This window comes from Achromobacter sp. ACM05 (assembly GCF_019218915.1).
In the GTDB taxonomy this organism is placed as follows: domain Bacteria; phylum Pseudomonadota; class Gammaproteobacteria; order Burkholderiales; family Burkholderiaceae_B; genus Achromobacter; species Achromobacter animicus.
Genome location: NZ_JAHUWQ010000005.1, coordinates 47,190 through 73,460 on the forward strand (window position 1 = coordinate 47,190; position 26,271 = coordinate 73,460).

Sequence of the window (26,271 nt, forward strand, 5' to 3'; positions counted from 1 at the left end):
CATGGATACCCTCGCTTCTTTGAACTCCGCCGACCGCTCCGCCTGCACGCCTGCCGTCTCATTCCAGTCCGTGTTCGGACCGCTGAACCTGGATTCGGCAACGCCGCTTGCCACGGGCGGAGACCGGCACATTTTCCAGCACCCGCACTCGCCCGCCCTGCTCGTCAAGGTCATGGACATGCGCGCGCGGGCGATCTACCTGGAAGCACGGCCGTTCAAGCGCTGGTACAAGCAATATCAGCGCGAAAGCGCCTACCGCGTGTACCTGAACGAGATCTCGGAATACGTCACCACCACGACGCGCCCGTCCGGCGTGTGGCAGGTGCCCATGGCGCGCATCGTCGGGGTGGCGCAGACCTCGCTGGGCCTGGGGCTGGTGGTCGAAAAGATCACCGACGAAGCCGGCAACATGGCGCCGACCGTGACCGATCTGGCCATGAAAGGCCTGCTCGACGATGCGCTGAAAGCGCAGCTCGATGCGTTCTTCGATGACCTGGCCGATGCGCACGTCGTGGTGCACGACATGTCGACCAGCAACATCGCGGTCGGCCTGAACGCCGACGGCAAGAAGGGGCTGTACCTGATCGACGGCTTCGGCGTGCTGCCGCTGATCCCGCTGTATGCGTGGAGCAAGCGCCTGAACCGCCGCCGTCTGCAGCGCAAGTACGCCGAACTGCGCGAATCGCTGGCCCGGCGCATGCGCGAAGCCGGCGTCTAGCCGCCGGCCGGCGCTTCGGGCAGCACGATGCCCTGCCGGTCCACCCACACGTAATCCTGTCCCGCGCGCTGCCCGCGCCGCAGCGGGTTACGCGTGCAGAACGCGGCGTAGGCCGGGTCCACGAAACGGTAGCTCAGGTGTTCGTCGCGCCCCGCCGGAATGCCCAGCCGCGTGGTGCAGATGAGATACGGCGGCGACTCGCCCACGTCTTCCACGTACAAAGCCTCGGGATCGAAACGGCGGGCGTCCCATTCAGGCACTTTTAATCCCAGCGACCGGCACAGCAGTGTCTGGCCGGCGCAAAGCGCGCCCAGCGCCCGGGGCCGGCCTTGCGCATCGGGGTTCAGTTCGCGCATCCGTTCAAGCGACTCGGGGCCGGACAGCGCATCGGTCCACGGATAAGCCGATTTGATCAGCACCGCATTGCCCGGGCCGCCCGCGCTGAAGTTCAGCGAATCGCCCCCGCGGGCGTAGTACATGTAGATGGTGCCGCCGTCCATGAACAGGGCGCGGCGCTTGTGGGTGTACCCCAGCGAGGCATGGCTGCCCCGCTCTTCCAGGTAGTAGGCCTCGGTTTCGATGATGCGGGCCGACAGCCACAGGCCGCCGACCCGGTGGCGGATCACCTTGCCGGGCAACTCGCGCGCCAGCTGAGCCGCGTCGCGGTCAAAGAAGGCGTCCGGCAAGGCCTGTCCGGCCCCGCCGCGGGCCTCAGGCGAAACGTTCGCCGTAGCGCTTTTCACTGAAACCAACACTCACCTCGCCATCCGGCGTGACGGTGACCGGACGGCGCACCAGGGCCGGGTACTCGGCGATCAGCTTGGTCCACTGGGCGTCGGTATGGGCGGTCTTGCGGTCCTCGGGCAGGTTGCGCCACGTCATGGAGGCGCGGTTGACCAGCTTTTCCCAACCGCCGACCTGCGCGGACCAGGATTTGAGCGTCGCGCCCGGCACCGGCTCGTCGCGATAATCGACGAAGGCGTGGTCAACGCCATGCTCGGTCAGCCAGTCGCGCGCCTTCACGCAGGTGCTGCACTTGGTCAGGCCATACAGGGTGGTTTGCGTCATTTGGATTCGGACTCCTTGCGCCATTGCATGCGGTTGGCGAGGATCACGCACGTGCCCACCGCCAGGATGAACAGGGTGGCCAGCGCGTTGATCTCGGGCTTGAGGCCCAGCCGCACCCGGGAGAAGACCTCCATGGGCAGCGTGCTGGAGCCGGGGCCGGACAGGAACGACGCGATGACGACGTCGTCCAGCGACAGCGTGAAGGACAGCAGCCAGGCCGAGGCCAGCGCCGGCGCAATCAGCGGCAGCGTGATCTTGAAGAACACGGTGATCGGCGTGGCGCCCAGGTCCAGCGCGGCTTCTTCCAGCGAGCGGTCCAGGTCGCGGATGCGGGTCTGGATGACGACGGCCACGAACGCCATGCACAGCGTCACGTGCCCCACCCAGATCGTGAACATGCCGTTCTGCTCGGGCCAGCCCAGCGCGCCGCGCACCTCGACGAACATCAGCAGCAGCGAGATGCCCAGCACAACTTCGGGAATCACCAGCGGCGCGCTCAGCATGCCGACGTACAGCGCAAAGCCGCGGAACCGGCCCATGCGTCCCAGCACATAGCCCGCCCAGGTGCCGATGACGACGGCCGCGGTGGCCGTCAGCACGGCAATGCGGAAGGACAGCCAGGCGGCGCGCAACAGCGCGTCGTCATTGACCAGCGAGTGATACCAGCGGAATGAAAACCCGGTCCACGACGTGACCGAGGGCGACTCGTTGAACGAAAACACCATCAGGCTGAGGATGGGCACGTACAGAAAGAAGTAGCCCAGCCCCAGCACCACGGCGCGCAGCGTCTTGTTCGGACCGTTCATTTGCGGTCTCCGCCCTGCTGCTTGACCTGGCTGTACTGGAAGTACACCAACGGCACGAGCAGCAGCAACACCATCACGCACGTCACGGCCGACGCCATCGGCCAGTCGGCGTTGTTGAAGAATTCATTCCACATCACGCGGCCTATCATCAGCGTGTTGGCGCCACCCAGCATTTCGGGGATCACGTATTCACCGACGGCCGGAATGAACACGAGCATCGCGCCCGCGATCACGCCCTGGCGCGACATCGGCACCGTGATCTGCCAGAACGCCTGCCACGGCCGGGCGCCCAGGTCATAGGCGGCTTCGAGCAGGCGCAGGTCCATCTTCACCAGCGTCGCGTACAGCGGCAGGATGAAGAACGGCAGGTAGGCATAGACCATGCCGATGTACACGGCCAGGTCGGTGCGGTAGATCTCGAGCGGACTGGAGATCAGGCCCAGGCCCTGCAGCAGGTTGTTGAGCAGCCCGTCGTTGCGCAGGATGCCCACCCAGGCATACACGCGCAAAAGCAGCGACGTCCAGAACGGCAGGATCACCGCCAGCAGCAGCAGGTTGCGCACGCGCGCCGACGACCGGGCGATGTAGTACGCAATGGGGTAACCCATCAGCACGCAGACGAGCGTGGTGATGCCGGCGATCTTCACCGAGCTGAGGTACGTGCGGAAATACTGGTTTTCCGTGAACAGCAGGATGTAGCCGCGCAGGTGCAGGCTGAACTGGATCGCCTCGTCCTGAAACTGCGCCAGCGACGTGTACGGCGGAATGCCGAACTTCATTTCGGCAAAGCTGATCTTCAGCACCAGGAGGAACGGCAGCAGCAGAAACAGCACCAGCCAGGCGAACGGCGGCACCACCGCCAGCGCCCTGCCCGACGGGAGCCACTCGCGGGGCGAAAAGCGGATCATGACGCAAGCACCGTCGCGCTGTCGGCGTCCCAGCTCACGAAGATTTCTTCGTCGATGCCCGGCGCGTCCATCTGGGCCAACAGGCGGCTGGGCACGCTGGCCTCGACCGTCTTGCCGGAGTCCAGGCGGATCTGATAGAGGGCGTAGCTGCCCATCCAGGCCATGTGGCTGACCATGCCGTGGGCCCAGTTGTATTCGCCGTCCGGTTGTTCACGCGAGACCAGCAGGCGCTCGGGCCGGATGGAGACGTGCACTTCCATGCCCAGGGGTTCGCTGACCCCGTGGTTCACGAAGAGCGGACGGGTCAGTTCGTCGCATTCAATGGCCACATGATCGGGCTCGTCGACGACGATGGTGCCCGTGAACATGTTGGTCGACCCGATGAAGCTGGCGACAAAGCGCGAGTTCGGGAAGGCATACACGTCCTGCGGCGTGCCGCACTGGACGATCTGGCCTTCGGTCATGACGGCCAGGCGGTGCGCCATGGTCATGGCTTCTTCCTGGTCGTGGGTGACCATGATGCAGGTCACGCCGACCTGTTCCAGGATCTTCACGAGTTCGATCTGCGTCTTCTGGCGGATCTGCTTGTCCAGCGCCGACATGGGTTCGTCAAGCAAAAGCAGCTTGGGACGCTTGACCAGGCTGCGCGCCAGCGCCACGCGCTGCTGCTGCCCGCCCGAAAGCTGGTTGGGCTTGCGGCGCGAATAGCCCGCCATCTGCACCAGGTCCAGGGCCTCGAACACGCGGTCATGGATTTCGGCGCGGTCCACGCCTTCCTGCTTCAGGCCGAAGGCCACGTTGGCCTCGACCGTCATGTGCGGGAACAGCGCGTACGACTGGAACATCATGTTCACGGGCCGGCGGTACGGCGGCACGCTGGTGATGTCCTCGCCGTCCAGCAGGATCTGGCCCGAGGTCACTTCCTCGAAGCCCGCCAGCATGCGCAGCAAGGTGGACTTGCCGCTGCCCGAGCTGCCCAGCAGCGCGAAGATTTCGTTTCGCTTGACGGACAGGTTGACCGAACGCACGGCCACCACATCGCCAAAGATCTTTACAACATCGGAGACCCGGACGAACTCGTCCGGGTCCGCCGCGTGCTGCGCCGAGTAACGGCTATCGTTCATGATGACTAATTTCCCAACTTCAGCTCGGACCACAACTTGTTCTGCAGCCGTGAAATGTTCAAGGGCAAGGCCTTGATCACGTACAGGGTCTTGGAGACCTCGGCGGGCGGGTAGATCATGGGATTTTCAGCCACATCCTTGTTCACGAACTGCCGCGCTTCCTTGTTGGCGTTCGGGTAGAACATGGTGTTGGTGATGGCTGCGTGGACCTTCGGCGTTTCGATGTAGTTGATGAACGCGTGGGCCTCTTCGGGATGCGGCGCATCCTTGGGGATGACCATCAGGTCGAACCACGCCGGCGCGCCGCCCTTCGGAATGAAGTAGTTCACTTCATAAGGCTTCTTGGCGTCCTGCGCGCGCTTGCGGGCAATCATGACGTCGCCGGAGAAACCGTAGACCATGCACAGGTCGCCCACGGCCAGTTCGTCGATGTAGCCCGACGAGCTGAACTGGCGGATGTACGGACGGATCTTCTTCAGCACTTCCATCGCGGCCTGGTAGTCGGCGCTGTTGGTGCTGTTGGGGTCCTTGCCCAGGTACTTGAGCACGGCCGGGAACACCTGCGCGGCTTCGTCCAGCATGGAAATGCCGCATTCCTTCAGCTTGGCGGCGTTCTCGGGCTTGAAGATCATGTCCCAGCTGGCCAGGTCCACGTCGTCGCCCATGATCTGCTTGACCTTGGTGACGTTGTAGCCCAGGCCATTGGTGCCGTAGCCCCACGGAATGGCGTGTTCGTTGCCGGGATCGACCGTGGCGACCAGCGCCATGACTTCGGGATCCAGGTGCTTCCAGTTGGGGATCTTGGACTTGTCCAGCTTCTGGAACAGGCCGGCTTCGATCTGGCGCGAGGCGTAATGGGTGGACGGGACAACGACGTCGTAACCCGACTTGCCGGCCAGCAGCTTGGCCTGCAATGCGTCGTTGCTGTCGTAGACGTCATAGCGGACCTTGATGCCGGTTTCCTTTTCAAAACCCGGGATCGTGTCCGGGGCCGTGTATTCGGCCCAGTTGTAGACGTTGACGACCTTGTTCTGCGCCATCGCAGCCGACGTGGCCGCCGCGACCAGCACCGCGCCGAGCGCCCAGCGCATTCCCGCCTTCAGTTCCATTATGTCCAGCCCCCTTGCTCTATGCCGTTTATGACAGGAGTACCAAAAGGCGAAATGATAAAGCCATTTTGCGATGACCTGCCCAACTTTGGGGGGTAATTGGCGCAATTGCCGCCTTCGCGGGCCGCGGCGGGCGGGCCAGCGGTCAGGGCTGGATTCCGATGCCCCAGGCCGTCCAGTAACTGTCGCGCAGGCGCATCCAGAACCGGTCGCCGGCCTCGCCGGCCACCTTGCGCAGCGACCGGCGCAGGCGGTCGAGATTGGCCTGGCGCTGCCGCTCCGACAGCCCGCCCTGCGTGCCGCGGTCAAAGTCGATGAGCCAGACCCGGCCATCGTTGCCGATAAGGATGTTGAACGCGTTCAGATCGGCATGCCAGACGCCCGCCCGGTGCATGCGCACGATGGCATCGGCCACCGGCTGCCACAGGGGCTCGGAAAGCGCCTGCGCCAAGGGCCGCACGCCGGGAATGCGCTCGACCACGATGGCGGCGCGGTAGATGGGGCCCTGGCGCCAGTAGGCGGCCGCCAGCGGCGCCGGCACCGGCAGCCCTTGCGCGCGCAGGGCGGCCAGCAGCCGGTATTCGCGAAAGCTGCGCGTGCGCGACTCGCCGTTCCACAGATACGCGTCGCGGCTGATGCGGGCGATCATGCCGCCGCGGCGGTAGCGTCGCAGCACACCCTGCCAGCCCTGCCCCTCCACGAACCACGCGGCCTGGCGTCCGCCGGCGTCCACCGGCCGCGCCCGGTCGCCATAGTGACCGGGGTTGAAGACTTCGGGGCCCGCGTCGGCAAGGCGCCGGGCATCGCTGAGCATGGCGCCGGCCAGCGGGCCATCCCAGGTGGTGCGCCGCGCGCCGGATTGATCGTCACCCTTCACGATTGCGCATCCAGTCGGCCACGCCGTAGAACGATTCGAGCAACCGCTCGACCAGGACGGGATCGATGCCCTCGTCTTCCATTGCGCGGCCAATACAGGTCACCCATTGGTCGCGCTCGACCTCGCCGATGGAGAACGGCAGATGACGCGCCCGCAGGCGGGGATGGCCGAAGCGTTCGATGTAGTGATCCGGACCGCCGAAATAGCCGCAGAGGAACCAGAAGAGCTTGTCGCGCGCCTCGTCCAGGCTGGGGCCGTGGGCGGCGCGCAGTTCCTTGAGGTCGGGCTCCATGTCCATCAGGTCATAGAAGCGGTCGACGAGGGCGCGCACGCCGGCTTCGCCGCCAAGAAGGTCAAACATGGTGCGGGAGTTTTCCACGGGTTCTGTAATGGTGTGGACGCGGGACGTCATCAGGTTTCTCGAAGGGTGACGAGCGGCGGCGTGCGCAGGACGCCGCGCAGGGCAAGCGCGCCGCCCGCCCAGGCGCCCAGCATGCCGGTGCCGATGCCGGCCAGCCACGGCCAGAGGCTGAGGGTAATGGTGAAGTCGAACACCTGGGTTGATAAAGCCCAAGCGATCGCGGTCGCGCCGGCCGCCGCAAGAAAGCCTGCCAACCCGCCCACGGCCCACAGCTCGATGCGCTGCGAACGGGCAAGCTGACGGCGCGTGGCGCCCAGCGCGCGCAGCACGGCCGCCTCGCGCATGCGCTCGTCGCGCGTGGCGGTCAGCGCCGCGGACAGCACCAGCACGCCGGCGGCAAGCGTAAACAAGAACAGCAGCTGCACGGCGCGGCCCACTTCATTCAGCACGGACTGCAACTGCTGCAGGATGGCGCCCACGTCGAACACCGTCAGGTTCGGAAACTCCCGCACCAGGGCGGGCAACACCGCCGCCTTTTCGGGCGGCAGGTAGAAGGACGTGATCCAGCTCTGGGGCATGTCGGCCAGTGCGGCGGGGGTCAGGATGGCGAAAAAATTGACGCGCATCGTATCCCAATCCACCCGGCGGATGCTCGACACCGCCACCTCGACCTGCTGGCCGGCCACGTCGAACGTCATCTTGTCGCCCAGCCCGATGCGCAGCGACTGCGCCAGCCCGGCCTCCAGCGAGACCTCCGCGGAACCCGGCGTCAGCCAGCGGCCCTGCTCGATACGATTGGACGACGGCATCTCGTCGCCATAGGACAGGTTGAATTCGCGGTCCACCAGGCGCTTGGCGCGCGGCTCTTCATAATCGTCCGGTCCCACCGGCTTGCCGTTGACGGCAATCAGCCGCCCGCGGACCATCGGCGACAGCGTGATGCGGCCCAGGCCTTCGCGCGTCAGCGCGTCGGTCACGGCCTGGCGCTGGTCCGGCTGCACGTTGATCAGGAAGCGGTTGGGCGCGTCCGGCGGCATGGTGCGTTGCCAGCCCTGGATAAGATCGGTGCGCGTCATCGTCAACAGCAGCAGCGCCATCAAGCCGACCGCCAGTGCGCAGACCTGGGTGATCGTGGCGGCCCGGCGGCGCACCACGCCCGCCAGCGCAAAGCGCAACGCGGGCAGGCCGGCAGCCAGCCGGCGCACGCGCGCCAGGCCCAGGATGCACAGCCAGGCGACCAGCGCGAACACGCCAAAGGCGCCCAGAAAGCCCCCGGCCACCACGCCGCCCAGCTTGGCATCGCCCGCGAACCACCAGATCAGCAGCGCAAAACCCGCCGCGCCCAGCACGTAGCCGAACGCGCTGCGCGCGCTGATCGTGTCCGCATCACGCCGCAGCACGCGGGCGGGCGGCACGTGGCGCAACTGCGCCAGCGCGGGCAGCGCGAACCCCAGAAGCAGCAGCAATCCGGTCAGAAGGCCTTGCAACGCCGGAATGGCAGACGGGGCCGGCAAGGTCGTGTCGATCAGCGAGCCCAGCAGCATGACGAGCACCTGATGCACACCAAACCCCAGCAGGCAGCCGGCGGCCGACGAAAACAGCCCAACCAGTGTGAATTCCAGCGTCAGCATGCGCGCGACCTGCGATTGCACGGCGCCCAGGCAGCGCATGACCGCGATGCCATCACGATGCCGCGTCATGTAACGCCCCGCCGCCAGCGCCACGGCCACGGCCGAGATCAGCACGGCCAGCAGCGCGACCAGCGACAGAAAACGCTGCGCGCGGTCCAGCGTGCGGCGCACTTCCGGGCGGCCCGATTCCAGGGTGGCGATCTTCTGGCCGCGCTTCAGATTCTGGTTCAGCCAGGCGGAATATCCAGCCACGGCGTCGGGCTGGCCGGCGACCAGCATGGCATAGCCGATGCGGCTGCCCGGCGCGATGAGGCCGGTGGCCGGCAGGTCGCTGGCGCGCAGCAGCACGCGCGGGGCGACGTTGACGAACTGCATGCCCTTGTCCGGCTCATAGGTGATGACGCGGTCGATTCGCATGTGGGCGTCGCCCACGTTCAGCGTATCGCCCACCTTCAGGTTCAAGAGCGCCAGTAACTGCGCGTCTACCCACACCGCGCCTTCGGGCGGGATGTCGCGCGTGGGCGCATCGGGCGCGAACGGCGCCTCCGCCACCCGCAAGGCCCCGCGCAGCGGATAGCCGGGCTCCACCGCTTTCAATGCCGCGAGCTGCGCGCCGTCGCCGGCGCCCACCATGGAGGGAAACTGCCACGTGCCGGAAACGGTCAGGCCGCGCTCGCGCGCCTGATCCTTGAAGGCGGCGGGTACGGGTTCGTCGGCATCCAGCACCAGATCGGCGCCCAGCATCTGGCCGGCGTCGCGTTCCAGCGCGCGGCCGACGCGGTCGGCCAGAAAGCCCACGCTGGTGACGGCGGCCACCGCCACGACCAGCGCCAGGACCAGCAAACGGAGCTCGCCGGCGCGCGCATCGCGCATCATCATCCGGGCGCCCAGGCGCAAGGTTGACCAGAAACCAGGGCGCCTGGCCTGTGACATATCAGGGAAATCCATCATTCGTCCATGTTAACTAAGCGCCTGTAGGGCGTCCGAATCCCGATATCATCCCGGGGCGGGAGGCAAAGCCGCCCATAAAGATAACCAATTCCGGAGAAGACAATGCGTAAAACCTGGCTTGCGGCCACGATTCTGGCCGCCTGCGCGGCCGCCACCTCGCTGCCCGCGGCAGCGCAGACCACCCTGAAGATGGCCTACGCCCTGTCGACGTCGTCGCACTACGGCGCCGGCGCCGACGCGATGGCCAAATCCATCGAAGGCTCCACCAACGGCAAGTTCAAGGTCCAGCAGTTTGCCAACAGCGCGCTGGGCGGCGAACGTGAAGTGATCGAAGGCCTGCAGATCGGCACCATCGATCTCGCGATCGTTTCGACCGGTGCAACCCTGAATTTTGTTCCCGAGACCGGCGTTTTCGACATCCCGTTCCTGCTGCGCGACCTGCCGCACGCCCGTGCCGTGCTCGACAGCAAGATCGGCCAGGACATGCTGGCCAAGTTCCCCAGCCGCGGCATCGTGGCGCTGGCGTGGGGCGAACAGGGTTTTCGCCACCTGACCAACAACGTGCGCCCGGTCAAGACCCCGGCGGACGCCAAGGGCCTGAAGATCCGCACCACCGAAAACCCGATCCACATCACGGCCTTCCGCCAGATCGGCATCCTGCCCACGCCGATGGCCTGGCCTGAAGTGGCCACCGCATTGCAGCAGGGCACCATCGACGGCCAGGAAAATCCGCTGTCCGTGATCACGTCGGCCAAGCTGTCGCAGATGCAGAAGTATCTGTCGCTGACCGGGCACGTGTACGGCCCGGCCCTGGTGCTGATGTCCGCCAACGTCTATGAAGGCCTGTCGGCCGCCGACAAGGCCAACTTCGACAAGGCCGGCAAGGAATCGGCCCAGGCCATGCGCGCCTACGTCGACAACATCGAGAACACGGGCGTCGAGCAGCTCAAGAAGGAAGGCATGCAGGTGTCCGAAGTGGACCGCGCCGCTTTTGCCGCCGCCGTGGAACCGGCCTACCCCGAGTACTACAAGAAGTTCGACAAGAAGCTGATCGACTCGATCCGCGACACCAAGTAAGCCGGCACGGCCCCCATCGCGGGGCCGTTTGCCTGGCGGCGGGACCGGCCTGCGCCGCGCGCCCGCCCCACTTTTCCGCGTCCATCGCCAACGGAATTCACCATGCGTTTGCTCTGCGCCTTCGACCGCGGCCTGTTCAAGCTGGTCTCGGCCCTCGCCCAACTTTTGCTGGTGGCCGCCGCGGCCGCCGCGTTCTACCAGGTCATCGCCCGGTTCGTGCTGCACTCGCCCGCCGACTGGAGCGAGGTCCTAACCCGCGCCCTCCTGATCTGGACCGTGCTGCTGGGCGTGGCCCTGGCCTTCCGCCACGGCGCCATGATCAGCGTCGAGCTGCTGCGCAACCTGCTGGGCGGCACGCGCCGCCGCGTGCTCGAGGCCATCATCGGCCTGATCTGCGCGGGCTTTCTCGGCTTTCTGGCCTGGATCGGCGGCAACATGACCTATCGCGTGCGTTTCCAGAACGTGCCGAGCCTGGATATCTCGATTTCCTGGATCTACCTGGCGATCCCCGTGGGCGCCACGCTTGCCGCCATTGCCGTGCTTGCCCGCTGGTGCGCCGGCGAAGAAGACGACGTGCCCGTGCGCAACGACGCGCAAGGCTGAGCCGCCCCCCTTATCGAATCTGAGCAGCAGAAATCGCCATGTCCCAATTAATGATTGTCTCGATGCTGATTTTCTTCGGGCTGTCCGTGCCGGTCGCCGTGTCGATCGGGCTGGCCAGCCTGGCGGGAGTCGGCGCCTCGGGCCTGCCCTGGCTGGTCGTCGCGCAGCAGCTGTTTGCCGCGCTGGACAAGTACCCGCTCGTGGCCATCCCCTTCTTCATCCTGGCCGGCAACCTGATGGAAGCCGGCGGCATCTCCGAACGCATGGTGGAATTCGCCAAGAGCGTGGTCGGTGGCATCCAGGGCGGCCTGGCCTGCACCTGCGTGCTGACCTGCATGATCTTCGCGGCGGTCGCGGGCTCCAGCGTGGCCACGACCTTCGCGGTGGGCGCCATCCTGATCCCGGCCATGATCCGGCACGGCTATCCGGCCCCCTTTGCCGCCTCATTACAGGCCAGCGCGGCGGAACTCGGAGTCATCATCCCGCCGTCCATCCCGATGATCCTGTTTGCCGTGTCCACCGACACCTCCACGGGCGAACTCTTCATCGCCGGCGTCATGCCCGGCATCCTGATCGGCATCGCGCTGATGTTCTACGTCTGGCTGTACGCCAAGCGCAACAACCTGGGCAAGCGCGACGGCGAAGGCCGGCTGCCGCTGTGGCCCGCCTTCAAGCGCGCGTGGCTGGCGCTGCTGATGCCCGTCATCATCCTGGGCGGCATCTACGGCGGCGTCTTCACGCCGACCGAAGCGTCGGTCGTGGCCGTGATGTACGCCGTCTTCGTGGGCAAATTCATCTACCGCCGCCTCACGTTCCGTCAGTTGTCGGACACGCTGCACAAGTCGGTCGTGTCGACCGCAGTCATCATGTTCGTGATCGCCAACGCGGGCATCTTCAGCTTCCTGCTCAACCGCGCAGGCATTCCGGACGCGCTGGGCACGTGGCTCGCCCAGATCTTCGACACCAAGTTCGGCTTCCTGATGGGCGTGAACGCCGCCCTGTTCGTGATCGGCATGTTCATCGAGACCTCGGCGTCGATCGTCGTGCTGGCCCCCTTGCTGCTGCCGGTGGCGCTGCAGTTCGGTGTCGACCCGGTGCACTTCGGCATCATCATGGTGGTCAACCTGGCGCTGGGCATGATCACGCCGCCGTTCGGGGTGAACCTGTTTGCCGCGTGCGCGGTGGCCAAGCTGCCGCTCGAGCGCCTGATCAAACCCCTGGTGCCCTTCGTCGGCGTGGTGATCCTGTGCCTGATGGTCATCACGTACTGGCCCGGGCTGTCGCTGGGGCTGCGTGATCTGGTGTACGCGAAATGATGTGCGTCGCCGCCGCGCGGGCAATCGTCCGTGCGGCGGGTAGCGCCCGGCCCGCCTGACCGGCGTGCAGGGATCGCAGAATGAGAAAAGCGCCCGGTTGGGGCGCTTTTTCGTTCTGGGGGCCTAGATTTCGCGTTCTTCCGTCTTGAGGTTGTTGTCGCGGGCGAAATCCACCACGAACTTGTAGGCCAGCGGCTCCAGGTCGCGCAGGCGCAGGTCGACGACGATCCCGCGCACGCCATCGATCACGACGGGCAGCACATAAGGCGAATAAGTGAGGTGGTTACCAGCACAGCCGGCGGGCCGGAACTGTGCCATTACGCCGGCGAGCCGTTCCGCCCAATCGCTCGGGCGGAAGCGGCTACCGCTTTCGGTAACGCCATGAATTACGAATTGTCTGACGCGAGTTGCCATGTGTTCTTCACTGCGGGACGCCTTTCACGAAAGCCGGATCTTCGGCGTGATCAAACATGCGTGCCGCGCCGCGAATTGTATATGATTGATCCTTTGCCCTCTTTCGAACCGCGATTCGCCCCTGATTCGCCCTAGCAAGCGGGCATGCTGTCGATGCCATTCCCCCAGGAGGATCCGCGATGAGCTCGCCTCTGGCCAATATCTATGCCCGGCTGCCGGTATCGTTCACGCACGGCCAGGGTGTCTGGCTGTGGGACGCAGGCGGCCGCAAGTATCTGGATGCCCTGGCCGGCATCGGCGTCTCGTGCCTGGGCCACGCCCATCCGAAGCTGGTCGCCGCCATCGCCGAGCAGGCGGCCCGCGTCATCCATACCTCCAACATCTACGACATCCCGCAGCAGACCGAGCTTGCCGCCCGGCTGACGGCGCTGTCCGGCATGCAGGAAGTCGCGTTCAACAACAGCGGCTCCGAGGCCAACGAAGCGGCCATCAAGCTCGCCCGCTACTACGCCTACCAGCGCGGCAACAAGCACGCTCACATCATCACCATGGATTCGTCCTGGCATGGCCGCACGCTGGCCACGCTGGCGGCTACCGGCAGCGACAAGGCGCGCAAAGGCTTCGAGCCCCTGCCCAGCGGCTTCATCCAGGTGCCGTACAACAACCTGGACGCGGTGCGTGCCGCCGGCGACGCCGAGCCGCGCACCACCGCCGTGCTGCTGGAAGTCCTGCAGGGCGAAGGCGGCATCCGCCCGTCCGACATCGCCTACCTGCAGGCGCTGCGCCAACTCTGCACCGAGCGCGGCTGGCTGCTGATGATCGACGAAGTGCAGTCCGGCATCGGCCGCACCGGCAAGTGGTTCGCGCACCAATGGGCCGACATCCGCCCCGACGTCATGACGCTGGCCAAGGGCCTGGCGGGCGGTGTGCCCATCGGCGCGATGCTGGCCGCGGGCCCGGCCGCAGGTGTGTTTACGCCGGGCAGCCATGGCACCACGTTCGGCGGCGGGCCGCTCGTGTGCGCGGCAGGCCTTGCAGTGCTCGATGCGCTGGAATCCGAAAACCTGCTTGAAAACGCCCATGACGTGGGCGAATACCTGAAAGACCGCCTGGCCAGCGCGCTGGCCGGCACGCCCGGCGTGACCGACATCCGCGGCCGCGGCCTCATGCTGGGCATCGAGCTGGCCCGCCCCTGCGGCGTCCTTGCGCTGCGCGCCATGGAAGCAGGCCTGCTCATCAACGTCACGCGCGACCGCGTCATCCGCATGCTGCCGCCGCTGATCCTGACGCGCCAGGAGGCCGACCAGATCGTCGCCCTGCTGGTGCCGCTCATTCAACAGTTCCTGGCCGAAAAACCATAATCAACGTCCCTGCCGAGCCACGAGCCTGGCGGGGCCCAATGACCTGCGACATCAACATGACTCCTCCCACGACTCAAAACGGCCCGCTGCGGCACTTTCTGCAGTTCAAGGACTTCTCGTCCGCCGAGATCGCCTACGTGCTGGACCGCGCGCGCCTGATCAAGGAAAAGTTCAAACGCTATGAGCCCCACATGCCGCTGCACGACCGCACGCTGGCAATGGTGTTCGAAAAGGCCAGCACGCGCACCCGCGTGTCGTTCGAGGCCGGCATGTACCAGATGGGCGGCTCGGTCATCAACCTGACGTCCAACGATTCGCAGCTCGGCCGCTCCGAGCCCATCGAAGACACCGCGCGCGTGATTTCGCGCATGGTCGACATCGTCATGATCCGCACGTTCGAGCAGACCCGCATCGAGCGCTTCGCGTCGCATTCGCGCGTGCCCGTGATCAACGGCCTGACCAACGAATTCCACCCGTGCCAGATCCTGGCCGACATCTTCACCTACATCGAGCACCGCGGCCCCATCGCCGGCAAGACGGTCGCCTGGGTGGGCGATGCCAACAACATGGCTTACACGTGGCTGCACGCGGCCGAAATGCTGGGCTTCACGCTGCACGTGTCCACGCCGGCCGGCTACGAACTCGAAGCCTCGCGCATCGGCACGCCGTCCGACAAGGTGCTGCGCCAGTTCAAGGACCCGATGGAAGCCTGCAAGGGCGCGCACCTGGTCACCACCGACGTATGGACCAGCATGGGCTACGAGGCCGAGAACGAAGAGCGCCGCGCCGCGTTCGCCGACTGGTGCGTGGACGCCGAGATGATGGCTGCGGCCGACCCGCAGGCCGTCTTCATGCACTGCCTGCCCGCCCACCGCGGCGAGGAAGTCACCGGCGAAGTCATCGACGGACCGCAGAGCGTGGTCTGGGACGAAGCCGAAAACCGCCTGCACGTGCAGAAGGCGCTGATGGAATTCCTGCTGCTGGGTCAGGTCGACTAAACCTGTGCTGCACGCATGAGAAGGGCCCGGGCATCCTGCGATGTCCGGGCCCTTCTGCTTTCTAAGCCGCTTGGTGCTACAGGATCTTCCTGAACATCGTGCGCCGCGTGTTGCGGAACGACGGCCGCACGCGGCTGCTCCAGTCGGTCGCGCGCACCGCCAGCCACGGCGGGCTGCCAAAGGTCTCCTGCGAATGCAGGTCGTAGCAGGCCAGGTAGCGCGGCGATTCGTCGCGGCATTCCCAACGCTGCGCGCGCACCGTGCCGGGCACCGACGCCAGCCCTGGCAGATGCTCCTGGTCGTACCAGGCGTTCAGGTCGGCCTCGGCCTCGGGCAACACGTCGGTTTCGACGATGTAATGCCACGGCGCCTCCTGCCCCACCGACGCGCCGGGCAGATCCAGCGTCTGGTGCAACACCCGCGCGTGCGCGCCGGGCGCCAGTTCGTTCAGGCGGGCCTGGATCTCCGGCAATGCACGGACCCCGCGCACGGTCACGTAGGTTTCCTCGGCTTCCACCGCGGCAAAGGCGCTGATCTTCACCTCCGCCAGCCCGTCCGCAAGACGCTCGGCCAGATCCCGGGCGCGCGCCTCGTCAAACCGTTCGCCCAGCGACACCAGCAACATCGTTTCCTGCACAGCCATCTCCTTCAATGTCCGACGCGCAAGGCGACCAGAAAGCGCGACACCATGTTGTACGCGCCGACCGTCGCCGTCAGTTCCACCAGTTGCGCATCATCGTAGCGCTCGCGCAGCGGTGCAAATACCGCGTCCGGCACCTCGATGTCGCGGGTCATGGCATCCGTCAGCGCCAGCACCTCGGCTTCGCCCGGTTCCAGCCCCTGCACCTGATCTGGCGCGGGATTGCCGCGCAGGACGTCGATGACGGCCTGCGGCATGCCGCCTGCCAGCGCGTGCGGCACGTGCGCCTCGAACTCGTAGGGCGCATTGTTCAACGTCGCCACGCGCAGGATGATCAGCTCGCGCAACCGCGGCGCCAGCGACGTCTTCTGCCGGATCGCGGTCAGCATGGCTTCCCAGCCCTCGACCACCGCCGGGCTGTTCAGCAGCACCTGGTACAGCGGCGAAATGCGGCCGCGCGCGGCGGCGATGCGCGCCTCCAGCACGGCCAGCTCCGGGCGGGTGCCCGGCACCACGGGTTCGATTCGGCGGGCGCTCATGCTTACTCCGGACGGATGTTCTTGCGCTGGATCAGCGCGGTCCATTTTTCGCGGTCAGCGGCGATCAGCGCGCCCAGTTCCTGCGGCGTGCTGGGCGCGGCCTCGGCGCCAAACTTCTCCAGGCGGGCGCGGACGGCCTCGTTGGCCAGCGCGGCGCGCACAGCCTGGTTCAGCTTGTCGACGGTGGCGGCGGGCGTGGCCGCGGGTGCGACCAGGCCGTACCAGTTGTTCGATTCGACGCCGGGGATGCCCAGCTCGGCCATCGTCTTCACGTCGGGCAGCAGCGGATGGCGTGTCGGCGCGGCCAGGGCCAACGGCTTGAGCTTGCCGCCCTGGATATGGCCGATCAGGCCGGGCACGTCGCCGAAGAAACCGGACACCTGATTGCCCATCACGTCGTTGATGACGGGCGCCGCGCCCTTGTAAGGCACGTGCAGCACCTTGGCCTTGCTGGAATCGGCAAACATTTCCAGCGTCAGATGCGGAATGCTGCCGATGCCCGACGAGCCGATGGCGACCGACTGCGACGCGGCCTGCGACTTCTTCACGAAGTCGGCGGCGTCCGTCGCCGGGTTGGACGGATTCACCACGAACACCGTGGCGTTGTTCACCACGCGCGAGACCGGCGCGAAATCGCGCGCGGGGTCATACGGCAGGTCCTTGTACAGCGCCGGGCTGATTGCCACCGCGCCCACGCTGGTCAGGAACAGCACCGAGCCGTCGGCGGGCGCCTTGGCCACGTAGGCGGCCGCGATGTTGCCGTTGGCGCCCGCCTTGTTTTCGACGATGACGTTCTGCTTGAGCTCCTTGCCCAGCTGCTCGGCCAGCACGCGACCCACCAGATCCACGGGGCCGCCCGGCGGGAACGCGATGATCAGGCGCACGGGACCGTCGGCGTGGGCCGCGCCAGCGGCGGCCAGGCTCAGCACGGCGGCCGAGATGATTTTCTTGAACATGGTGTCTCCTCGTTGATGGGGATGTGCTTGCGGCGGGGGCTTCCTGGCCCTCGTTCCGCTTTCTCTGTGCTACTGAAATCCGTAAAGCCGCGCCGGGTTGTCCACCAGCACGCGCTGGCGCAGTCCGGCGTCCGGGCACGCTTCGAAAAACGTGTCGACCAGTTCACCGTCGTCCGGCATATCGCCGGCCACATTCGGATGCGGCCAGTCCGTGCCCCACAAGGTGCGGTCCGGCAAGGCCTCCACCAGCGCGCGCACGAAGGGAATGCCTTCCGCAAAGGGACGGCGGCCGGCGGCGATCCGGTCGATACCGGACACCTTGACCCACGCCTGGCCTACGTCCGCCAGGCTTAGCAACGCGCGCATCGCCGGTGAATCAAGCCCATCGGCCGCCTTCAGCCTGCCCATGTGGTCCACGACGAACGGCACCGGCAGCGTGAGCAGTCGCGGCAGCAGTTCGGGCAGCATCGCGCCGTCCACGTGCAAGCACAGGTGCCATCCCAACGGCGCGATCAGCTTGACCACGTGGTCGAACACCGCCGGCTCGGGCGCGCCGCCCAGATGCGGCACGAAGTTGAACCGCGCAGCCCGCACGCCGCCTTCGTGCAGCGCCTTGACGCTGGCAGCAGTGGCGTCCGCGCCCAGCAGCGCCACGCCGCGATAACGCCCTTCGCTGCGCGCCAGCGCATTCAGCAAGGCGCGGTGGTCCGATCCGTGGCAGTTGGCCTGCACCACGACCGCGCGCCCGATGCCCAGATGGGCATGCAGCGCCGCCATGCTGGTGAACGACGCGTCCGGCGGCGTGTACGACCGGCCTTCGGCATACGGAAACACATCGCCCGGTCCGAAGACGTGGCAATGCGCGTCGCACGCGCCCGGCGGCAGCGCGTGGCGGGGACGGGAGGGCGAGGCAAGCGGCGGACGGCAATCGGGCACGGGGACTTCCTGCATGGAAAGCGCCATGGTCGCGGAATGCCGGTGGGCGAACAATGCTATACCGTATATTTCTGATATCGAAAAACCTAATATCCCGATGGATCTCAAGCAGATCGAGTACTTCGTGCGCGTGGCCGAGCGACGCAGCTTCTCGCGCGCCGCTGAAATGCTGGACGTCGCGCAGCCCACACTGAGCCGTCAGGTGCGGCTGCTGGAACTGGAGCTGGGCCAGCACCTGCTCTACCGCAACGGGCGCGGGGCCGAACCCACGGAAGCGGGACTGCGCTTTCTCGAGCACGCCCGCGCCCTGCTGGCGTTGGCCGAGCGCGCCAAGGAGGATCTGCAGACGCTGCGCGAAACGCCCACCGGCAAGGTCATGATCGGCCTGCCGCCCCGGATCGCGCGCGTGCTCACGCCGCCGCTGGTGCAGGCGTTCCGCCAGAATTTTCCCGATGCCTCCATCGCCGTGGCCGAAGGCCTGAGCGCCCAGGTCCGCGAATGGCTGCTCGCCGGCCGGGTGGACCTGGCCTTGCTGTACGATCCCGCCCCTTCCCCGCAACTGGTCTACGAGTCACTCTTTCGCGAAGACCTCGTCCTGGCCGCGGCCGCGGGCCATCAGCCGCCCCTGCCCGCCCGCGTGCCGGTCGCGCGGCTGGGCGACTATCCGCTGGTGCTGCCCAGCCTGCCCAACGCCATCCGCACCCTCGTCGAAAGCGTCTGCCGTGCGCAAGGCGTGCGGCTCAAGGTCGCGGCGGAGGTCGACGCCGTGCAGACCATCGTGGAACTGGCCGCGCAGGGCGACGCCTACGCCATCCTGCCGCGCTCGGCGGCGCGCGGTCCGGCCGCCGAACATGAACTGTCCCTGTGCGCCATCGGCTCGCCCACCATCACCAACAACCTGGTGCTGGCCAGCGCCCGCCATCGCCCAGCCACCCGGCTGGCCGCGGCCACGGGCGAGCTGATCCGCGGCCTGCGGCTTGCCGAGCTGTTCGCGCCGGGCGCCCCCTGCGCCGCAACCCCGGCGGCCAGCCCCCCTCAAAAGAGTTAAAATGGCGGGCTATTTTCTTGTTTGGCGGCTCGTTGCTGTCAAAGTCCTGTTGGCGTCTCACCTCAAACAATGACCACTATCCTCCCGAACCTGCCCACCGGCCAGAAAGTCGGCATCGCCTTTTCCGGCGGCCTGGACACCAGCGCTGCGCTCCTCTGGATGCGCAACAACGGCGCCATCCCCTACGCCTACACCGCCAACCTGGGCCAGCCCGACGAATCCGACTACGACGAGATTCCCCGCAAGGCCCTGGCCTACGGCGCCGAAAACGCCCGCCTGATCGACTGCCGCGCGCAGCTCGTGGCCGAAGGCATCGCCGCCCTGCAGTCGGGCGCGTTCCACATCTCGACCGCCGGCATCACGTACTTCAACACGACGCCCATTGGCCGCGCCGTCACCGGCACGATGCTGGTCGCCGCCATGAAGGAAGACAACGTCAACATCTGGGGCGACGGCAGCACGTTCAAGGGCAACGACATCGAGCGTTTCTACCGCTACGGCCTGCTCACCAACCCGGAACTCAAGATCTACAAGCCCTGGCTCGACCAGCGCTTCATCGACGAGCTCGGCGGCCGTTCAGAAATGTCCGAATACATGCGCCAAGCCGGTTTCGACTACAAGATGTCGGCTGAAAAGGCCTACTCCACCGACTCCAACCTGCTCGGCGCCACGCACGAAGCCAAGGACCTGGAACACCTGAATTCCGGCATCCGCATCGTCAAGCCCATCATGGGCGTGGCGTTCTGGCGCGACGACGTCGCCGTCAAGGCCGAGGAAGTCACGGTCCGCTTCGAAGAAGGCCAGCCCGTCGCCCTGAACGGCGTCGAATACGCTGATCCCGTCGAACTGCTGCTCGAAGCCAACCGCATCGGCGGCCGCCACGGCCTGGGCATGAGCGACCAGATCGAAAACCGCATCATCGAAGCCAAGAGCCGCGGCATCTACGAGGCCCCGGGCCTGGCCCTGCTCTTCATCGCCTACGAGCGCCTGGTCACCGGCATCCACAACGAAGACACGATCGAGCAGTACCGCGAAAACGGCCGCAAGCTGGGCCGCCTGCTGTACCAGGGCCGCTGGTTCGACCCGCAAGCCATCATGCTGCGCGAAACCGCCCAGCGCTGGGTGGCCCGCGCCGTCACTGGCGAAGTCACCATCGAACTGCGCCGCGGCAACGACTATTCGCTGCTGAACACCGTGTCGCCCAACCTCACGTACGCGCCCGAGCGTCTGTCCATGGAGAAGGTGGAAAATGCCCCCTTCACGCCGGCGGACCGCATCGGCCAGCTCACCATGCGCAACCTCGACATCGTCGACACGCGCGAAAAGCTGTTCACGTACGTCAAGACCGGCCTGCTCGCCTCCAGCGGCACGTCGCTGCCCCAACTGAAGGACACGACCTCGAAGAAGTAATTCTTCAAGGCCAAACAAAAACCCTCAGTGTTCACACCGAGGGTTTTTTTTCGCCTGGCTGTTGTGGCCCGGCGCGGCGAGGCCGCGACGCGGGCAGCGCGGCTTCTACAGTTCGACCTGCATGCCCATCTCCACGACCCGGTTCGCCGGGATCTTGAAGAACTTGGTGCTGCGGGTCGAATTGCGCGCCATGAACGAGAACACCGCGCGCCGCCACCGCGACAAGGCGGGCTTCCTGGCCGCCACCACCGTCTGACGCGACAGGAAGAACGACGTGCGCATCGGCTCCAGGTCCAGCTCCGGATACGCTTCGGCAATCAGGCGCAGCGCCTCCGGCACGTCCGGATCTTCCTTGAAGCCGTAGGTGACCGTCGCAGCCCAGCTCGATGCGCTGAGCTTGTTCACCTCGAAGCGCTCTTCGGGCGCGATATACGGCACGTCGGCCGACTGGATCGACAGGAACAGCACGTGGTCGTGCAGCACCTTGTTGTGTTTCAGGTTGTGCAGCAACGCTGGCGGCACGTTGCCCGAATTCATCGTCATGAAGATGGCGGTGCCCGGCACGCGCGACGGCGGATACTGCTCGAGCTGCTCCATGAATTCCTTGAGCGGCTGGCGGTCGCGCTGCTGCATGTCGGACAAGAGACGACGGCCGCGCCGCCACGTCATCATCAGCGTGAACACCACGATCGCCACCACCAGCGGCAGCCAGCCGCCTTCGTGAATCTTGAAGACGTTGGCCGAAAACAGCAGCACGTCCAGCAGCAGCAACAGGCCCAGCACCAGGAACCACATCATGCGCTTGATGCCCGTGCTGCCGCGCGGCAGCACCGCAAACGCCAGCACCGACGTCGTGAACATCGTGCCCGTCACCGCAAAGCCGTAGGCCGCGGCCAGGTTGTCGGAATTGCGGAACCACAGCACCAGGATCAGCACCGCGCACAGCAGCAGCGCGTTGACCTGCGGCAGATAGATCTGGCCCTTCTCGATCGCGGACGTGTGCAGGATCTGCATGCGGGGCCAGAAGCCCAGCTGCACTGCCTGGCGCGTCACCGAATAGGCGCCGGAGATCACGGCCTGCGACGCCACGATGGTGGCGATGGTGGCCAGCGCGACCAGCGGGGCAAGCCCCCATTCCGGCGCCATCAGGAAGAACGGATTGCGGATGGCGGTGGGATCGCGCAGCAGCAGCGCCCCTTGGCCGAAGTAGCACAGCGTCAGCGCCGGCAGCACCATGCTGAACCAGGCCCGGCGGATCGCCGGGCGGCCAAAGTGGCCCATGTCGGCATACAGGGCCTCGGCCCCGGTCAGCGCCAGCACCACCGCGCCCAGCAACACGAAGCTGACCCACGGCGCTTCGACGATGAAGCGCAGCCCCCACATCGGGTTCAGCGCGGCCAGCACCTCGGGCGTCTGCCAGATCTGCCAGCCGCCCAGGGCCGCCAGCGTGGCGAACCACAGGAACATCACCGGACCGAACAGCTTGCCCATGGCGGCCGTGCCATGCGACTGGATCGCAAACAATGCGATCAGCACGACCAGCGCGATCGGCACCACCCAGTGGTCCAGCGTATGCGACACGATGCCGATGCCTTCCAGCGCCGACAACACCGAAATCGCCGGCGTGATCATGCTATCGCCGTAGAACAGCGCCGCGCCGAAGATACCCAGCACAATCAGCACCCAGCGCAGCTTGCCCTCGCGCGCGCGCACCGCCAGTTCCAGCAGCGCCAGCGTGCCACCCTCGCCGCGGTTGTCCGCGCGCAGCACCAGCATCACGTATTTCAGGGACACCACCACCATCAGCATCCAGAACAGGATGGACAGCACGCCCAGCAGATGGGCCGGCTCCAGGTCGGTATGCACGCTCAGGCCGGTCAGACAGGCGCGCAGCGTGTAAAGCGGGCTGGTGCCGATGTCGCCGTACACCACGCCCAGCGCGCCCAGGACCAGCGCCGCACGCGAGGATGGGGCGTGGGCGCCGCCCGGGTGACCTGGGGGCAAAGAAGCAGCGCTGACCGTGCCTTGGCTCATGATGCGGGTTCTTGGCGAGTGAGTTGAGCCCCCTTCCGAGGGCCGGGGAATACGACGGACAGCCGCGTTCCGGAAAAATCGGGCCGGCTGGTGAGCTTCCACCACGCGCCGTGCGCGTGCGCGATTTCTCGCACGATGGCCAGTCCCAGGCCCGAACCGCCGGCCGTCGCGGTGGGCGACCGGTAGAACGCCTCGAACACGCGGTCGCGCTCTTCGGGCGGAATGCCGGGGCCGTCGTCTTCGACGGTCAGCGAGGGCGGATTGGCGCCCACGATCAGCGTGATGCGCCCCGTCGGGTTGCCATAGCGCAGCGCGTTATCGATCAGGTTGCCCAGCAGCTCCGCGAGCAGCAAGGGGTCCGCGTCGATCCAGATGGGCGTTTCGGGCGCGGCCAGATCCAATTCGTAGTGCGCCTCGCGCACCCGCGGAAACCATTCGGCGCCATGCACCCGCACCCACTCGCACAGGTCGATGCGCACAAAGCTGTCCTGTGGGCGCGCATTGGGATCGGCGCGGGCCAGCACCAGCAGCTGCTGGCCCAGCCGGATCATGCGGTCACTGACTGCCTTGATGCGCTCTGCACGGGCCCGCACGTCGTCGGGCAAGGGGCGCGCCAGCATGAGTTCGGATTCCAGCCGCAGGCCCGACAGCGGCGTGCGCAACTGATGTGCGGCGTGGCCAATGAAGCGCCGCTGCGCGGCCAGCGACGCATCCAGCCGCAGCAGCAGATCATTGGTGTGCGTGACCAGCGGTTCGATCTCCACCGGCACACCTGCAACCTCCAGCGGCTGCATGTCGTCGATGGAACGCTGCCGGATTTCTTCAGACAGATGGTTCACCGACCGCAGGCCGGACCGCACACCCTGCATCACCACCCATGCAAACAGCGCGATCAACGCCACCTGGCCCACGACCATCAGCCAGAAGAAGTCTTCCAGCATCCACAGCGACATGTCGATCTTGTGGGTGATGACCCAGGTTGCCGCCAGATCCAGCAGGACGAGCAGCAGAATGGGCGGCATCAACCGGATGACGAGATGCCGGGCAAGCGATCGGGAGGGAAGCATGGGGGGGCGCGCAGCCGGAGACGGTTGGGGGGTGCGTTCCTGCGTCATGGCGCGAAGCCCTCGATGAGGCGGATGAAAACGCGCGGACGGCGATCGCCGGCCGCGGCCGGCCCGTCAGGCCGTTTCCACATCCAGCATGTAGCCAAAGCCACGTACCGTCTGGATGCTGGCGCCCGTGCCTTCCAGGCGCTTGCGCAAGCGGTACACGTAGACTTCGACGGCGTTCTCGCTGAAATCCGCGTCCCAGGCGGACAGGGAATTGACGATCTGGCGCTTGGTCACGACGCGGCCCACGCGGGCCATCAGCATTTCGAGGACGGAAAGTTCACGCACCGACAGCGACAGGCGCTGGCCATTGGCGCGGACTTCGCGGCCGACGGTGTCGAACACCAGCGGGCCGACTTCGATGAGCGGCTGGGCCTGGCCGGCACGGCGGCGGCCGAAGGCGCGCACACGCGCGGCCAGCTCGGGCAGTTCGAAGGGTTTGGTGACGTAGTCGTCCGCTCCGGCGTCCAGACCGGCAACGCGGTCTTCGATGCCATCGCGAGCGGTGAGGATGAGCACGGGAACCTGATTGCCGTCCTGCCGCAGTTGCCGCAGCACGTCCAGGCCGCTCATGCCGGGAAGATTGAGGTCGAGCAGCATGAGGTCATACGGCTGGCCCGCCAGCGCGCCCAGAACCCGGTCGCCCTCAGTCAGCCAGTCGACCGCATAACCCTGGTCGGCCAGGAATTCCTGGAGCGCATGGCCCAGGGTGGTGTCGTCTTCGATTACCAGAACTCGCATGCCGCGATTCTAGCGCGATCCAAAAAAAAAGGGGCGCGAAATGCGCCCCCTTCCTGGATTCGTTCACCGGCCGGACGGTGCCGGGGCCGGAGCCGCGGCAGGTGCGCCCGAAGCGGGAGCACCCGCCGCCGGAGCACCACCCGAGGGCGGCGTCGTGACGAAACCGATACGCGTCATGCCCGAGCGGCGCGCCGAGGCCATGACCTTGGCCAGCGTTTCGTAACGGGTGTTCTGATCGGCGCGGATGCGGATCTCGGGTTGCGGCTTGGTGCCGGCGATCGACTTGAAGCGATTGGGCAGGTCGTCGATATTGACCGGCTTCTCGTCCCAGAACAGTGCGCCCGCGGCGTCGATCGCCAGGTCCACGGTCTTGGGTTCTTCCTCGATCTGCTCGGCAGCCACCTGGGGCATGTTGATCTTGATCGAGTGCGCCAGGAGCGGCGCCGTGATGATGAAGATCACCAGCAGCACCAGCATGACGTCGATCAGGGGCACCATGTTGATCTCGGACACCGCATGGCTTCCGGATCCTTTACCCTCAAAGCTGCCAAAGGCCATTATTCGCTCCCGCGTTGAGCCGCGTGGCCGTTCTGGCGACGCAGCGCGCGCACCTTGCCGTCGGACAGCGCAACTTGCTGGCCGGTGGTCAGGAACGCAAACAGGTCATGTGCAAAGGCATCCAGGCGCGACAAGTACACGCGGTTGTTGCGCACGAAGGTGTTGTACGCCAGCACGGCCGGAATAGCCACCGCCAGGCCCAGACCCGTCATGATGAGGGCTTCGCCCACCGGACCGGCGATGCGGTTGATGGTCACGCCATCGGACAGGCCGATACCGACCAGCGCGTGATACACGCCCCACACCGTGCCGAACAGACCGACGAACGGCGCCGTCGAACCCACCGAGGCCAGCACGGTCAGGCCGTTTTCCAGCTTGGCGGTTTCTTCGTCGATGACCTTGCGCATGGTGCGCGTGACGAAATCCGAATTGCTGCCCGACTCTTCCAGCTTGGTGGCGCCGAATTTGTTGTGGTGCGCCTGCGCGTGCATCGCGTGGCTGGCCAGATGCGAGAACGGATCGCGCGCGCCGTGCGTGTTGATTTCGTGCTCGACCTGTTCCAGCGAGCTGGCATTCCAGAACTTGTTCAGGAAGTCTGCCGAACGCTTGCGCATGCTGACGTTGCTGCCTGCCTTGACCAGGATGAGATACCAGGTCACGAGCGACATGAGGATCAGGATGACGAACAGGCTCTTGCCCACGAAGTCGCTCTGGGCGACGAAGTGCAGGAAGCCCATGTCGGGGACGGGCGCGGGCGCAGGCGCGGCCGGCAGCGCCGCCGCGGCGCTGTGCAGCGCGTCGGCCGATTGCTGAACGGCGCCAGCAGCCTGCTGGACTACATCGCCGCCCGTCGTGGCGGCTTGCTGGGCTGCGGGTGCGGCCGCGGCGGCCGCGGGCGCGGCGCCTGCAGCCGGCGCTGCCGGGCTGGTGGTCGCCTGCGCCACCAGAGTGGCGCTATGCAGTGCGTTGGACATC

Annotated in this window: 27 protein-coding genes; 8 read left to right on the plus strand and 19 right to left on the minus strand. The window is 66.4% G+C overall.

Annotation, left to right across the window (positions count from 1 at the left end; translation table 11 throughout):
* The first annotated feature begins 1 nt into the window (after position 1).
* Positions 2-718, plus strand: coding sequence for a PhoP regulatory network YrbL family protein (locus KW836_RS24885; RefSeq protein ID WP_218345065.1), 717 nt, complete (start codon positions 2-4; stop codon positions 716-718).
* Here the strand turns inward: KW836_RS24885 and KW836_RS24890 are convergent.
* The 9 genes from KW836_RS24890 to KW836_RS24930 form a co-directional block, all read right to left on the minus strand.
* Positions 715-1,404, minus strand: coding sequence for a DNA-3-methyladenine glycosylase (locus KW836_RS24890; RefSeq protein WP_218345066.1), 690 nt, complete (start codon positions 1,402-1,404; stop codon positions 715-717). The genes KW836_RS24885 and KW836_RS24890 overlap by 4 nt on opposite strands.
* 25 nt (positions 1,405-1,429) lie before the next feature.
* The gene (locus KW836_RS24895; RefSeq protein ID WP_218345067.1) at positions 1,430-1,786 is read right to left on the minus strand and encodes a Spx/MgsR family RNA polymerase-binding regulatory protein; all 357 of its coding nucleotides are present in this window, start codon (positions 1,784-1,786) and stop codon (positions 1,430-1,432) included.
* On the minus strand, positions 1,783-2,592 hold the full coding sequence (locus tag KW836_RS24900) for an ABC transporter permease subunit (protein WP_056567137.1): 810 nt from the start codon (positions 2,590-2,592) through the stop codon (positions 1,783-1,785). Before KW836_RS24900 ends, KW836_RS24895 begins: the two co-directional genes overlap by 4 nt.
* Complete coding sequence (locus KW836_RS24905; RefSeq protein ID WP_175125746.1) at positions 2,589-3,500, minus strand: ABC transporter permease subunit; 912 nt, start codon at positions 3,498-3,500, stop codon at positions 2,589-2,591. The genes KW836_RS24900 and KW836_RS24905 overlap by 4 nt, the downstream gene beginning before the upstream one ends.
* Complete coding sequence (locus tag KW836_RS24910) at positions 3,497-4,624, minus strand: ABC transporter ATP-binding protein (RefSeq protein ID WP_175138744.1); 1,128 nt, start codon at positions 4,622-4,624, stop codon at positions 3,497-3,499. The genes KW836_RS24905 and KW836_RS24910 overlap by 4 nt, the downstream gene beginning before the upstream one ends.
* Before the next feature lie 5 nt (positions 4,625-4,629).
* Complete coding sequence (locus tag KW836_RS24915) at positions 4,630-5,733, minus strand: polyamine ABC transporter substrate-binding protein (protein WP_175138745.1); 1,104 nt, start codon at positions 5,731-5,733, stop codon at positions 4,630-4,632.
* 145 nt (positions 5,734-5,878) lie between these two features.
* Positions 5,879-6,610 (minus strand): 3-deoxy-D-manno-octulosonic acid kinase, encoded by a 732-nt coding sequence (locus KW836_RS24920; RefSeq protein ID WP_218345068.1) that lies wholly within the window; start codon positions 6,608-6,610, stop codon positions 5,879-5,881.
* Positions 6,600-7,022 (minus strand): group II truncated hemoglobin, encoded by a 423-nt coding sequence (locus tag KW836_RS24925; protein ID WP_218345069.1) that lies wholly within the window; start codon positions 7,020-7,022, stop codon positions 6,600-6,602. The genes KW836_RS24920 and KW836_RS24925 overlap by 11 nt, the downstream gene beginning before the upstream one ends.
* Positions 7,022-9,553: an ABC transporter permease gene (locus KW836_RS24930; RefSeq protein ID WP_218345070.1), complete on the minus strand. Its 2,532-nt coding sequence runs from the start codon at positions 9,551-9,553 to the stop codon at positions 7,022-7,024. Before KW836_RS24930 ends, KW836_RS24925 begins: the two co-directional genes overlap by 1 nt.
* Before the next feature lie 102 nt (positions 9,554-9,655).
* On the opposite strand from KW836_RS24930, the gene KW836_RS24935 reads away from it, so the two are divergent.
* The 3 genes from KW836_RS24935 to KW836_RS24945 all read left to right on the plus strand — a co-directional run bounded on the left by KW836_RS24935 (position 9,656) and on the right by KW836_RS24945 (position 12,549).
* Entirely contained in the window at positions 9,656-10,630 is a 975-nt protein-coding gene (locus KW836_RS24935) for a TRAP transporter substrate-binding protein (protein WP_175125756.1), read from the plus strand.
* A 102-nt stretch (positions 10,631-10,732) separates the two neighbouring features.
* Positions 10,733-11,233: a TRAP transporter small permease gene (locus KW836_RS24940; protein ID WP_056567167.1), complete on the plus strand. Its 501-nt coding sequence runs from the start codon at positions 10,733-10,735 to the stop codon at positions 11,231-11,233.
* Between the two features lie 38 nt (positions 11,234-11,271).
* A complete protein-coding gene (locus tag KW836_RS24945; RefSeq protein ID WP_175125758.1) occupies positions 11,272-12,549 on the plus strand; it encodes a TRAP transporter large permease in 1,278 nt (425 codons plus the stop codon).
* A gap of 123 nt (positions 12,550-12,672) precedes the next feature.
* On the opposite strand, the gene KW836_RS24950 is transcribed toward KW836_RS24945, so the two are convergent.
* Complete coding sequence (locus tag KW836_RS24950) at positions 12,673-12,963, minus strand: DUF3579 domain-containing protein (protein WP_013392635.1); 291 nt, start codon at positions 12,961-12,963, stop codon at positions 12,673-12,675.
* A gap of 179 nt (positions 12,964-13,142) precedes the next feature.
* Here KW836_RS24950 and KW836_RS24955 point away from each other — a divergent pair, with 179 nt between their 5' ends.
* Both KW836_RS24955 and argF read left to right on the plus strand, forming a co-directional pair.
* Complete coding sequence (locus tag KW836_RS24955) at positions 13,143-14,324, plus strand: aspartate aminotransferase family protein (RefSeq protein ID WP_175184397.1); 1,182 nt, start codon at positions 13,143-13,145, stop codon at positions 14,322-14,324.
* Between the two features lie 56 nt (positions 14,325-14,380).
* Complete coding sequence (argF, locus tag KW836_RS24960; RefSeq protein ID WP_175138749.1) at positions 14,381-15,322, plus strand: ornithine carbamoyltransferase; 942 nt, start codon at positions 14,381-14,383, stop codon at positions 15,320-15,322.
* A 76-nt stretch (positions 15,323-15,398) separates the two neighbouring features.
* Here argF and KW836_RS24965 read toward each other — a convergent pair whose 3' ends face one another.
* From KW836_RS24965 to KW836_RS24980, 4 genes are all read right to left on the minus strand, one after another.
* Positions 15,399-15,959 carry a DUF4286 family protein gene (locus tag KW836_RS24965; protein ID WP_218345071.1) on the minus strand — a complete coding sequence of 187 codons (561 nt, stop codon included), beginning with the start codon at positions 15,957-15,959 and terminating at the stop codon, positions 15,399-15,401.
* An 11-nt stretch (positions 15,960-15,970) separates the two neighbouring features.
* Complete coding sequence (locus tag KW836_RS24970) at positions 15,971-16,501, minus strand: carboxymuconolactone decarboxylase family protein (RefSeq protein ID WP_175125766.1); 531 nt, start codon at positions 16,499-16,501, stop codon at positions 15,971-15,973.
* A 2-nt stretch (positions 16,502-16,503) separates the two neighbouring features.
* Positions 16,504-17,457: a tripartite tricarboxylate transporter substrate binding protein gene (locus KW836_RS24975; RefSeq protein ID WP_218345072.1), complete on the minus strand. Its 954-nt coding sequence runs from the start codon at positions 17,455-17,457 to the stop codon at positions 16,504-16,506.
* A 69-nt stretch (positions 17,458-17,526) separates the two neighbouring features.
* Positions 17,527-18,393 (minus strand): amidohydrolase family protein, encoded by an 867-nt coding sequence (locus tag KW836_RS24980; protein WP_218345253.1) that lies wholly within the window; start codon positions 18,391-18,393, stop codon positions 17,527-17,529.
* A gap of 97 nt (positions 18,394-18,490) precedes the next feature.
* Between KW836_RS24980 and KW836_RS24985 the strand changes: the two genes are divergently transcribed.
* Complete coding sequence (locus KW836_RS24985) at positions 18,491-19,441, plus strand: LysR substrate-binding domain-containing protein (protein ID WP_218345073.1); 951 nt, start codon at positions 18,491-18,493, stop codon at positions 19,439-19,441.
* 69 nt (positions 19,442-19,510) lie between these two features.
* Positions 19,511-20,851: an argininosuccinate synthase gene (gene argG / locus KW836_RS24990; protein WP_175125769.1), complete on the plus strand. Its 1,341-nt coding sequence runs from the start codon at positions 19,511-19,513 to the stop codon at positions 20,849-20,851.
* A 105-nt stretch (positions 20,852-20,956) separates the two neighbouring features.
* Here the strand turns inward: argG and KW836_RS24995 are convergent, their stop codons facing one another.
* From KW836_RS24995 to KW836_RS25015, 5 genes are all read right to left on the minus strand, one after another.
* Positions 20,957-22,885 (minus strand): potassium transporter Kup, encoded by a 1,929-nt coding sequence (locus tag KW836_RS24995; RefSeq protein ID WP_175125770.1) that lies wholly within the window; start codon positions 22,883-22,885, stop codon positions 20,957-20,959.
* Complete coding sequence (locus KW836_RS25000) at positions 22,882-23,952, minus strand: HAMP domain-containing sensor histidine kinase (protein WP_063952906.1); 1,071 nt, start codon at positions 23,950-23,952, stop codon at positions 22,882-22,884. Before KW836_RS25000 ends, KW836_RS24995 begins: the two co-directional genes overlap by 4 nt.
* Positions 23,953-24,066: 114 nt before the next feature.
* Positions 24,067-24,738, minus strand: coding sequence for a response regulator transcription factor (locus KW836_RS25005; RefSeq protein ID WP_006218435.1), 672 nt, complete (start codon positions 24,736-24,738; stop codon positions 24,067-24,069).
* 63 nt (positions 24,739-24,801) lie between these two features.
* The gene (locus KW836_RS25010; RefSeq protein ID WP_175125771.1) at positions 24,802-25,296 is read right to left on the minus strand and encodes a biopolymer transporter ExbD; all 495 of its coding nucleotides are present in this window, start codon (positions 25,294-25,296) and stop codon (positions 24,802-24,804) included.
* Complete coding sequence (locus tag KW836_RS25015) at positions 25,296-26,270, minus strand: MotA/TolQ/ExbB proton channel family protein (protein ID WP_175138753.1); 975 nt, start codon at positions 26,268-26,270, stop codon at positions 25,296-25,298. Before KW836_RS25015 ends, KW836_RS25010 begins: the two co-directional genes overlap by 1 nt.
* Between the last annotated feature and the right edge of the window lies 1 nt (position 26,271).

What these genes read in the sequence shown, in the direction of transcription:
- KW836_RS24885 (WP_218345065.1), top strand. Translation starts at nt 2, where the DNA reads ATGGATACCCTCGCTTCTTTGAACTCCGCCGACCGCTCCGCCTGCACG.
- KW836_RS24930 (WP_218345070.1), bottom strand. Translation starts at nt 9,553, where the DNA reads ATGATGGATTTCCCTGATATGTCACAGGCCAGGCGCCCTGGTTTCTGG.
- KW836_RS24955 (WP_175184397.1), top strand. Translation starts at nt 13,143, where the DNA reads ATGAGCTCGCCTCTGGCCAATATCTATGCCCGGCTGCCGGTATCGTTC.
- KW836_RS24995 (WP_175125770.1), bottom strand. Translation starts at nt 22,885, where the DNA reads ATGAGCCAAGGCACGGTCAGCGCTGCTTCTTTGCCCCCAGGTCACCCG.
- KW836_RS24975 (WP_218345072.1), bottom strand. Translation starts at nt 17,457, where the DNA reads ATGTTCAAGAAAATCATCTCGGCCGCCGTGCTGAGCCTGGCCGCCGCT.
- KW836_RS25005 (WP_006218435.1), bottom strand. Translation starts at nt 24,738, where the DNA reads ATGCGAGTTCTGGTAATCGAAGACGACACCACCCTGGGCCATGCGCTC.
- KW836_RS24950 (WP_013392635.1), bottom strand. Translation starts at nt 12,963, where the DNA reads ATGGCAACTCGCGTCAGACAATTCGTAATTCATGGCGTTACCGAAAGC.
- KW836_RS24970 (WP_175125766.1), bottom strand. Translation starts at nt 16,501, where the DNA reads ATGAGCGCCCGCCGAATCGAACCCGTGGTGCCGGGCACCCGCCCGGAG.
- KW836_RS24900 (WP_056567137.1), bottom strand. Translation starts at nt 2,592, where the DNA reads ATGAACGGTCCGAACAAGACGCTGCGCGCCGTGGTGCTGGGGCTGGGC.
- argF (WP_175138749.1), top strand. Translation starts at nt 14,381, where the DNA reads ATGACTCCTCCCACGACTCAAAACGGCCCGCTGCGGCACTTTCTGCAG.
- KW836_RS24945 (WP_175125758.1), top strand. Translation starts at nt 11,272, where the DNA reads ATGTCCCAATTAATGATTGTCTCGATGCTGATTTTCTTCGGGCTGTCC.
- KW836_RS25010 (WP_175125771.1), bottom strand. Translation starts at nt 25,296, where the DNA reads ATGGCCTTTGGCAGCTTTGAGGGTAAAGGATCCGGAAGCCATGCGGTG.
- KW836_RS24940 (WP_056567167.1), top strand. Translation starts at nt 10,733, where the DNA reads ATGCGTTTGCTCTGCGCCTTCGACCGCGGCCTGTTCAAGCTGGTCTCG.
- KW836_RS25015 (WP_175138753.1), bottom strand. Translation starts at nt 26,270, where the DNA reads ATGTCCAACGCACTGCATAGCGCCACTCTGGTGGCGCAGGCGACCACC.
- KW836_RS24935 (WP_175125756.1), top strand. Translation starts at nt 9,656, where the DNA reads ATGCGTAAAACCTGGCTTGCGGCCACGATTCTGGCCGCCTGCGCGGCC.
- KW836_RS25000 (WP_063952906.1), bottom strand. Translation starts at nt 23,952, where the DNA reads ATGCTTCCCTCCCGATCGCTTGCCCGGCATCTCGTCATCCGGTTGATG.
- argG (WP_175125769.1), top strand. Translation starts at nt 19,511, where the DNA reads ATGACCACTATCCTCCCGAACCTGCCCACCGGCCAGAAAGTCGGCATC.
- KW836_RS24895 (WP_218345067.1), bottom strand. Translation starts at nt 1,786, where the DNA reads ATGACGCAAACCACCCTGTATGGCCTGACCAAGTGCAGCACCTGCGTG.
- KW836_RS24915 (WP_175138745.1), bottom strand. Translation starts at nt 5,733, where the DNA reads ATGGAACTGAAGGCGGGAATGCGCTGGGCGCTCGGCGCGGTGCTGGTC.
- KW836_RS24925 (WP_218345069.1), bottom strand. Translation starts at nt 7,022, where the DNA reads ATGACGTCCCGCGTCCACACCATTACAGAACCCGTGGAAAACTCCCGC.
- KW836_RS24905 (WP_175125746.1), bottom strand. Translation starts at nt 3,500, where the DNA reads ATGATCCGCTTTTCGCCCCGCGAGTGGCTCCCGTCGGGCAGGGCGCTG.
- KW836_RS24910 (WP_175138744.1), bottom strand. Translation starts at nt 4,624, where the DNA reads ATGAACGATAGCCGTTACTCGGCGCAGCACGCGGCGGACCCGGACGAG.
- KW836_RS24985 (WP_218345073.1), top strand. Translation starts at nt 18,491, where the DNA reads ATGGATCTCAAGCAGATCGAGTACTTCGTGCGCGTGGCCGAGCGACGC.